Annotated in this window: 7 protein-coding genes; all 7 read right to left on the bottom strand. The window is 37.0% G+C overall.

The window, feature by feature from the left end; genetic code table 11:
• Positions 1–219: 219 nt before the first annotated feature.
• Entirely contained in the window at positions 220–771 is a 552-nt protein-coding gene (locus ACKI5B_RS02945) for a hypothetical protein (RefSeq protein ID WP_407425665.1), read from the bottom strand.
• Positions 768–1,643, bottom strand: coding sequence for a 16S rRNA (adenine(1518)-N(6)/adenine(1519)-N(6))-dimethyltransferase RsmA (rsmA, locus tag ACKI5B_RS02940; RefSeq protein ID WP_407425663.1), 876 nt, complete (start codon positions 1,641–1,643; stop codon positions 768–770). The genes ACKI5B_RS02945 and rsmA overlap by 4 nt, the downstream gene beginning before the upstream one ends.
• 9 nt (positions 1,644–1,652) lie before the next feature.
• Positions 1,653–2,891 carry a ComEC/Rec2 family competence protein gene (locus ACKI5B_RS02935; RefSeq protein WP_407425661.1) on the bottom strand — a complete coding sequence of 413 codons (1,239 nt, stop codon included), beginning with the start codon at positions 2,889–2,891 and terminating at the stop codon, positions 1,653–1,655.
• The gene (locus tag ACKI5B_RS02930) at positions 2,885–4,072 is read right to left on the bottom strand and encodes a hypothetical protein (RefSeq protein WP_407425659.1); all 1,188 of its coding nucleotides are present in this window, start codon (positions 4,070–4,072) and stop codon (positions 2,885–2,887) included. The genes ACKI5B_RS02935 and ACKI5B_RS02930 overlap by 7 nt, the downstream gene beginning before the upstream one ends.
• Before the next feature lie 3 nt (positions 4,073–4,075).
• Complete coding sequence (locus ACKI5B_RS02925) at positions 4,076–5,227, bottom strand: PilZ domain-containing protein (RefSeq protein ID WP_407425657.1); 1,152 nt, start codon at positions 5,225–5,227, stop codon at positions 4,076–4,078.
• Between the two features lie 9 nt (positions 5,228–5,236).
• Positions 5,237–6,151, bottom strand: coding sequence for a dTDP-4-dehydrorhamnose reductase (rfbD, locus tag ACKI5B_RS02920; protein WP_407425655.1), 915 nt, complete (start codon positions 6,149–6,151; stop codon positions 5,237–5,239).
• Positions 6,148–6,381: GDP-mannose 4,6-dehydratase (locus ACKI5B_RS02915; RefSeq protein ID WP_407425653.1), on the bottom strand; the 234-nt coding region annotated here is incomplete at its 5' end. The genes ACKI5B_RS02915 and rfbD, both read right to left, overlap by 4 nt.

Genomic DNA, 6,381 nt, shown 5'->3' with positions numbered 1-6,381 from the left:
GCATAGCCTCAACTACTTTTTTTGGCGGATCTAAGTCGGGATTACCGAGTGAAAAGTCAAAAACTTTATCTTCACCGTACTGTTTTTTAAGTACGATGCCTTCTTCAAACATTTTTCGGATTACTGATGCACCCTTTGAATTAATTGTTTCCTGAATATGTTTTGCAATCATGATTAATGATTATATCACAGTTAGATTTTTTTAGCGATAATTTCGCATTAAAAAAGGATATTTTCAATTCCTTCGATTAATATTCCGGGGCGTTCCTGACTTTCAATTTGAAATTCTCTTTTCAGCCTTTCTTCTGCCTGTTCATCGGTTTCTGATTCATTCATTTGCGGAGGTTTTCGTTCCATTTCGCTTTCTGGAATTACTGAATAAGCCTGATTTTTTTGTGATTTTTTAATTTTTCGTTCTTTTGCATCTCTGGTAATTAAATTAATGGCGAGATCGGTAAGACCGAGACCCACACAGGTGACGGCAGAAATTTTTATGATATTCCACTGGTCGTCTTCTGTGAAAGATGAAGTGCTTTTATCAAGAGGATTTTTAAATTTTCCGTATTTGTATAAAGAGTATCCGACTGTAGTCCACAGTGTAACAAAAGGAAGAGAGCCGAATGTTATGATTTCAGTTCTTCTTAAATCACGTGACCACTGTGGAAAATTTATGTCATCGTAATTCGTGGTTGAAGTTGAAGAATCTGCGGCAAATGTGACGTTTGAAAAAATGAGAAAAATCGAAATCAGTGTAAAGAAAAACTTTTTCACATAACCTCATTAAGACAGTCTGAAAGCTTTAAAAGTGCTTCTACGCTTAAATTTTCTGCCCGTTCGCTGCCTTTTATTCCGGCTTTTTCAAGAACAAGGTCGGTCTTCTCTGCTCCTCCGGCGATTGAAAGCAGATTGTTCCGGCAGGTTTTTCTTCTTGAAGCAAACAGCTGACGGATCATTTTCATGAAGAGCTTTGGATTGTTGCAGCGTGGAAAATCATTGCGTTTTGTCATTAAAACCGCACGGCTTGCTACATTTGGAACCGGCCAGAAGTTACCTCCAGCCAGATCAATGACAGGTTTTACAGAATAAGCCCACTGGCACAATACTGAAAAAGATGAGTAATTTTCACTTCCTTCTTTTGCAGCCATTCGCTGTGCTACTTCTTTTTGAATTGTGACTACAGCTTTTTCAAACCGTACACCTTCGTTGATTGTGTCTGCGATTATTGTTGCGGCAACATTATAGGGTAAATTTCCAAAAAATCTTTCAGGAAGTTTTGAATTATCAGTTTTAATCTGCTCATAAAAATTTTTCCAGGTTTTAAGTACATCGCCTTCAACAAGTGTAAACTTTCCGTCTTTTTCATAATCAGAAAAAAACTGCTTTAAAAGGCGTGCAAATCCGTGATCGATTTCAAATACTGTAAGAAAAGCTTTCCGTGATAAAATTTCATCGCTCATGCAGCCTAAGCCGGGTCCTACTTCCCAGACTTTTGTACCTTCTTTTATATCAAGAAAGTCAATGATTTTTTTGCGGGCGTTTTCATTTACAAGAAAATTCTGACCGAATTTTTTCTGCATTGCCATGCCGTTTTCATCTAAAAAGGCTTTTAGAGCTGAAGGGCTGTTATAATCAGGGTGATTCATTTTATTCCTTTATCCAAAAAACAAAACTAAATTTTTTATAAAAAGATACAACATATTCATAATACCATTAAATAACGGGGAAAGAAAAGGGAATAAGAGGGAAATTAATATTCCTAAAAGACCGAAATAAAGAAAAAAAATCACCAGCGGGGAAACAATTACAGTTGCAATAATTCCCACCGGTATAACTTTATTAAAAAAACAGATTGAAACCGGTATTGTAGAAAAATTTGCTGCGGCTGATTCAGAAAGTGAAGAACGAAGCTTAAAGGGAATAATGACAGGAATAATTTTTCTTATAGATCGTGAAAATATGATGATTCCGGCTAAGGCTGAATATGAAAGCATAAAAGCCGGTTCAAAAATATGACTTGAAAATATAATAACATGTATAATGAAACATACAGATAATAGGGATAAAGAATCCGGACGGTTCATTCTTAAAAGTGAATTTAGGTATAAAATTAAAGAAGCCAGAAATGCACGGAATAAAGACGGAGAAAGACCTGCAAACCAGACAAAAAATAAAATTGCAGCAAGCTGAAGTGCATCCGCAAGATTTCTGGTTGAGGCTTTTTTTCCGAAATACAAAGCTATACCCCCGAAAAGTCCTAAATGCATTCCTGAAAGCGCCAGAACATGAGAAAGACCGGCATTTCTGAAACCTTCCGAAACACATTCTTCAGTATATTCCCTGCTTCCGGACAGTAAAGCCAGTAAAAATCCTCCGGCTTTTCCCCAGGCGTACATGAGTCTTTTAAATTGAAGACGGCATAATGCCCGGAATTTAACAAACCTGCTTTTTATGAAATTTCCATGCCAGCCGTTGAATTTTCCGTCTTCTACCGAATAAGAAACTGTGTATTTATTTGAAAAAAAAGGTTCTACATCTAAAATTAATTCAGAACCGTTTTCTATTAAGAAGGCTTTCTGGCTTCCCGAAAAGCCTGTATATAATTTTCCCGGATAATAGCGTTCAACAATTTCACTGTTAATAAAAAGGCATACAGTTCCGCCTGCTGAATACTTACCGTTTTTTGTCCATACATTTTTTACACAAAAATCTGCTTTGTAGGAATCTCTGATTCTGGTTTTGACCGGATTGCTTTGTACATATCCTTCAAGTTTTGTGATTTCAGTTTTTTTTGCAAGTGTAAAAAAACTATTTTGAATTTTAACTTCTGCGATTCCTGAATAAAACAAAAGTGCGCATAAAAAAGCAGAACATATTACTGGATTTTTTACCACTTCAATGATGTGAGAGCAGTCTTTGCTTCTTCGATAACTTCAACAGGATAATTATTTAAATATGTTACATAAAGCAGATTATCAAAGGCAGTTTTGTCTCCCAGACTCCCTAAAGCTTTGATTAGAGCAAGCACAACCTGTTTGGCAGGCATTTCGATTCTGCTGTCAGTGTCAGATGAAGCAAGTTCTACTTTGCCGTTGCACTCTGCAAGGAAACCTGAAAGAATCTGGGCAAGTTCAGAAGTGGGAAGCGAAATAGAATACGTAATAATCTGAATGAATTTTTCTTCGCTTAAAATTTTATCTTCGTATTCTTTTTTTGAAATTTTTACAGTTGAATTTACAGCTTCTGAAGCATGTGACCATTTGTTTTTTGATAAAATTTCCATTGCCAGAATCTGTAAATCTGCAAAACTTTCCTGATATTCTTTTGAAGTTTCCTGCAAAGTCTCTGCTTTAGTTATTGTCGAAAAAAGCATGTTTTCGGCAACTTCACAAAGAAAAATTTGAGAAATCTGCTCAGATTTTGAAAGAATTGTAAAATATTCTGCAGCTTCAGTAAATTCGAGGCCGGAAAGAATTTTTATTGTGTCATATTCGTATTTTTTTGAAAGATTTACAAAGGAATTTTCTGTTTCAGGGGTAAAGAGCGGCCATTTTTTTGCATGCAGAATGTTGTAAAGAATGTTCAGTGTTTCCTGATTTCCGAACCGTCCGGCACAGACTATTGAACTTTTTATGACAGGATTTCCCTCAAAACCGGAATTAAAAGCATTTGTAAGATAGTCATTTATGATTCGTGTTGCAATTGTATTTGATTCTGACTGAAAAATGTTGAATTTGTTTAGAATTTCTACACGAATAGTCTCATCGGTAAAGGAATAAAAAATGGCAGACAGCTTTTCTTCAATCTGTTCATTTGTCTGATTGAGTGAAACAACGGCAGCAAGAGCAAGCTCTTTTAACTGCAAGTCTTCGCCTAAAGCAGGTGCATTTTCAATTACATAATCCAGTGCTGTTAAAGAAAGATTTTCTGTAGAAGAAGCAGATTTTTGTACAAGTTCTGTTTTTTCGGTAATGTTTCCTTTTATAAACTGCCTTTCAAGTTCTGAAACTGCTGCATTTGCAGAAAAAAAAGTATATCCGGAAACTAATACAAGTAAAAAACTGAATTTTTTCATAACCTACTCTCCAACAGATTCTGATGCCAGATCTTCAATAAAATCATCAGAAAGCTGAGTGCTTTTTTCTTCAAGTGATTTTTGAGCGGCTAACTGTTCGATTTTTTCTGCCTGCTTTTCTTCAAGTTCATCTTCTTCTGTCTGGACAAGGGCATCAAGAACTTCTTTCTTTTCTTCGGATAAATCACGGTAAATGTAGTTCAGGATAACATTACGCATTTCTTTTTCGATGTGGAGACATTCAAAATGCAGGCGTGACTGATTGGCTTTCTGATTGTATTCAACAGCACGTATAACACCGAACATGACAATGAGCTTATCATCAAGCTCAAACTGAATTTTTATGCGGATATTCGGCTGTCCCTTCCCTCCGGTTCTGATTAAAGCTCCGTCTTCAGAAATATCTTCTAGAAGGCATTTATAGCCTGGTGTGACTTCAATTTCATTAAAAACCGGTTCATCTGATTCAATAAAATAAAGCTGGGCATAAATCTGACACTCGCCTCTGACTGATTTACGCTTTTGTGCCCGTTCAAGTTTATTTGTGTGGGCAAGATGAATTGCACTCTGTCCCTGAAAAATTTCTGCGTCAGTTACCCGTGTATCAAAAACATAACCGGCATCACCTTTGCGCCACAGATAAACACTTACATCACGGTTAACCCATTCACTGCCGTCTAAAGGTTTTACGCCTTTTTTTACAGGTACCCGGATTATTAAATCATGACCGGTACTTAAAATTTCTGAAACAAAAACTCCGCTCCCCCGCAGAATAAGACGCAGACGCTGGCCTTTATCAAGAAATTTTGTGGATTCGATTCCCCGTTTATTTTCGTGGTCGAGGTCAATTTTAGTTCGGTATTCATAGAGTTTGGATATAAAATCCTGAACTTTAGCTTCTGATTCTGTTCCGTTTTCCTGGGATTCTTCAACAATTTTTGAAATTGCCATGTTTAAAGTTGGAACAGAAACATAAAGTGATGACGGTTCTTCAAGTTCTGCATTTTTTGCAAGTTTCCATAAAAGTAAGATTTCAGAAAATTTGAAACCTTTATCCTGCCCCATCGTGAAAAAGTTAATCTGATCCTTAAAAACAACAACCAGACGGATAAAAATGAGAAAACATACAGCAGTAATTAATAAAACCAGAAACACAGTTTAATTTTACAATTCAATGCGTTTCTTGTCAAAGCATGAAGAATTTATGAAAGATTTGAGACTTTCCTGCCATTCAGGAAGTTTTATTCCAAGTGTTTTCTGTATTTTTTTCTTACTTAAAACTGAATAAGCCGGCCGTTTTGCAGGCGTAGGATATTCAGAAGTCGCACACGGATTTACGGCACAGTTTTTATTTGTGACGATTCCAGCTTCTAACCCCCGGGTAAATATTTCTTTAGCAAAATCAAACCAGGTTGTTTCTCCTTCATCTGTCACATGGTATATTCCATAAGGAATCTTGTCATTCTGAGGTGCAGCCGAAGAATCTCTACTCTGAACAATCTTCAAAATCACATTTGCAAGCGTGGTGCAGTTTGTGGGAGTTCCCCTCTGGTCATTTACCACTTTAAGGTTATCTCGTGCATTCATCGCATGAATCATCGTGTAGACGAAATTTTTCCCATTGTAGCCGTAAAGCCATGCAGTTCGAAGAATATAATAATCATTAGTTTCTTCTGCAACTGCCTTTTCACCTTCTGCTTTCGTCTGTCCGTAAACTCCAATAGGTTTTATTGGAAAATCTTCCGTAATTGGTGAAGTTGCACTTCCGTTAAAAACATAATCTGTAGAAATATGAATCAAAGGACATCCGATTTTTTTTGCAAGCCGGGCAATATTGCGTGGTCCTTCTGCATTTAAAGCACGGGCATTTTCTTCATCGCTTTCAGCTTTGTCTACGGCTGTGTAGGCGGCACAGTTAACGATAAATGAGATTTTTTTCCCGGCAGCAAATTCTTCAAGTACCTTAAAATCAAGAATGCTGACATTGCTGTCCGTGCCGATGAAGTCAATTTTGTTTTCTTTGAGGGTGCGGCAGACCTCAGTGCCAAGCATTCCCTTTGAACCAATTACCCAAATCAAGAGCGTTCTCCGTAGTTTTTTTCAACCCAGTTTTTATATTCGCCGCTCAAAATATGGTCTACCCATTCTTTGTGGTCAAGATACCAGTTTACTGTAAGTGACAGGCCCTGCTCGAAGGTCATTTTGCGCTCCCAGCCGAGTTCTTTTTTGATTTTTGTGCAGTCGATTGCATAGCGGGCATCGTGACCCGGGCGGTCTTTTACGTGAACGATTGTGTTTTCGACATCTGA

Source organism: Treponema sp., assembly GCF_045657965.1.
Taxonomy (GTDB): Bacteria; Spirochaetota; Spirochaetia; order Treponematales; family Treponemataceae; genus Treponema_D.
The sequence above is the reverse complement of the archived record's forward strand: the minus strand, read 5'-3'. Positions and strand labels throughout refer to the sequence as shown.

Bases quoted from the DNA above. Each gene is read 5' to 3' on its own strand.
- rsmA (WP_407425663.1), bottom strand. From the start codon at position 1,643: ATGAATCACCCTGATTATAACAGCCCTTCAGCTCTAAAAGCCTTTTTA.
- ACKI5B_RS02930 (WP_407425659.1), bottom strand. From the start codon at position 4,072: ATGAAAAAATTCAGTTTTTTACTTGTATTAGTTTCCGGATATACTTTT.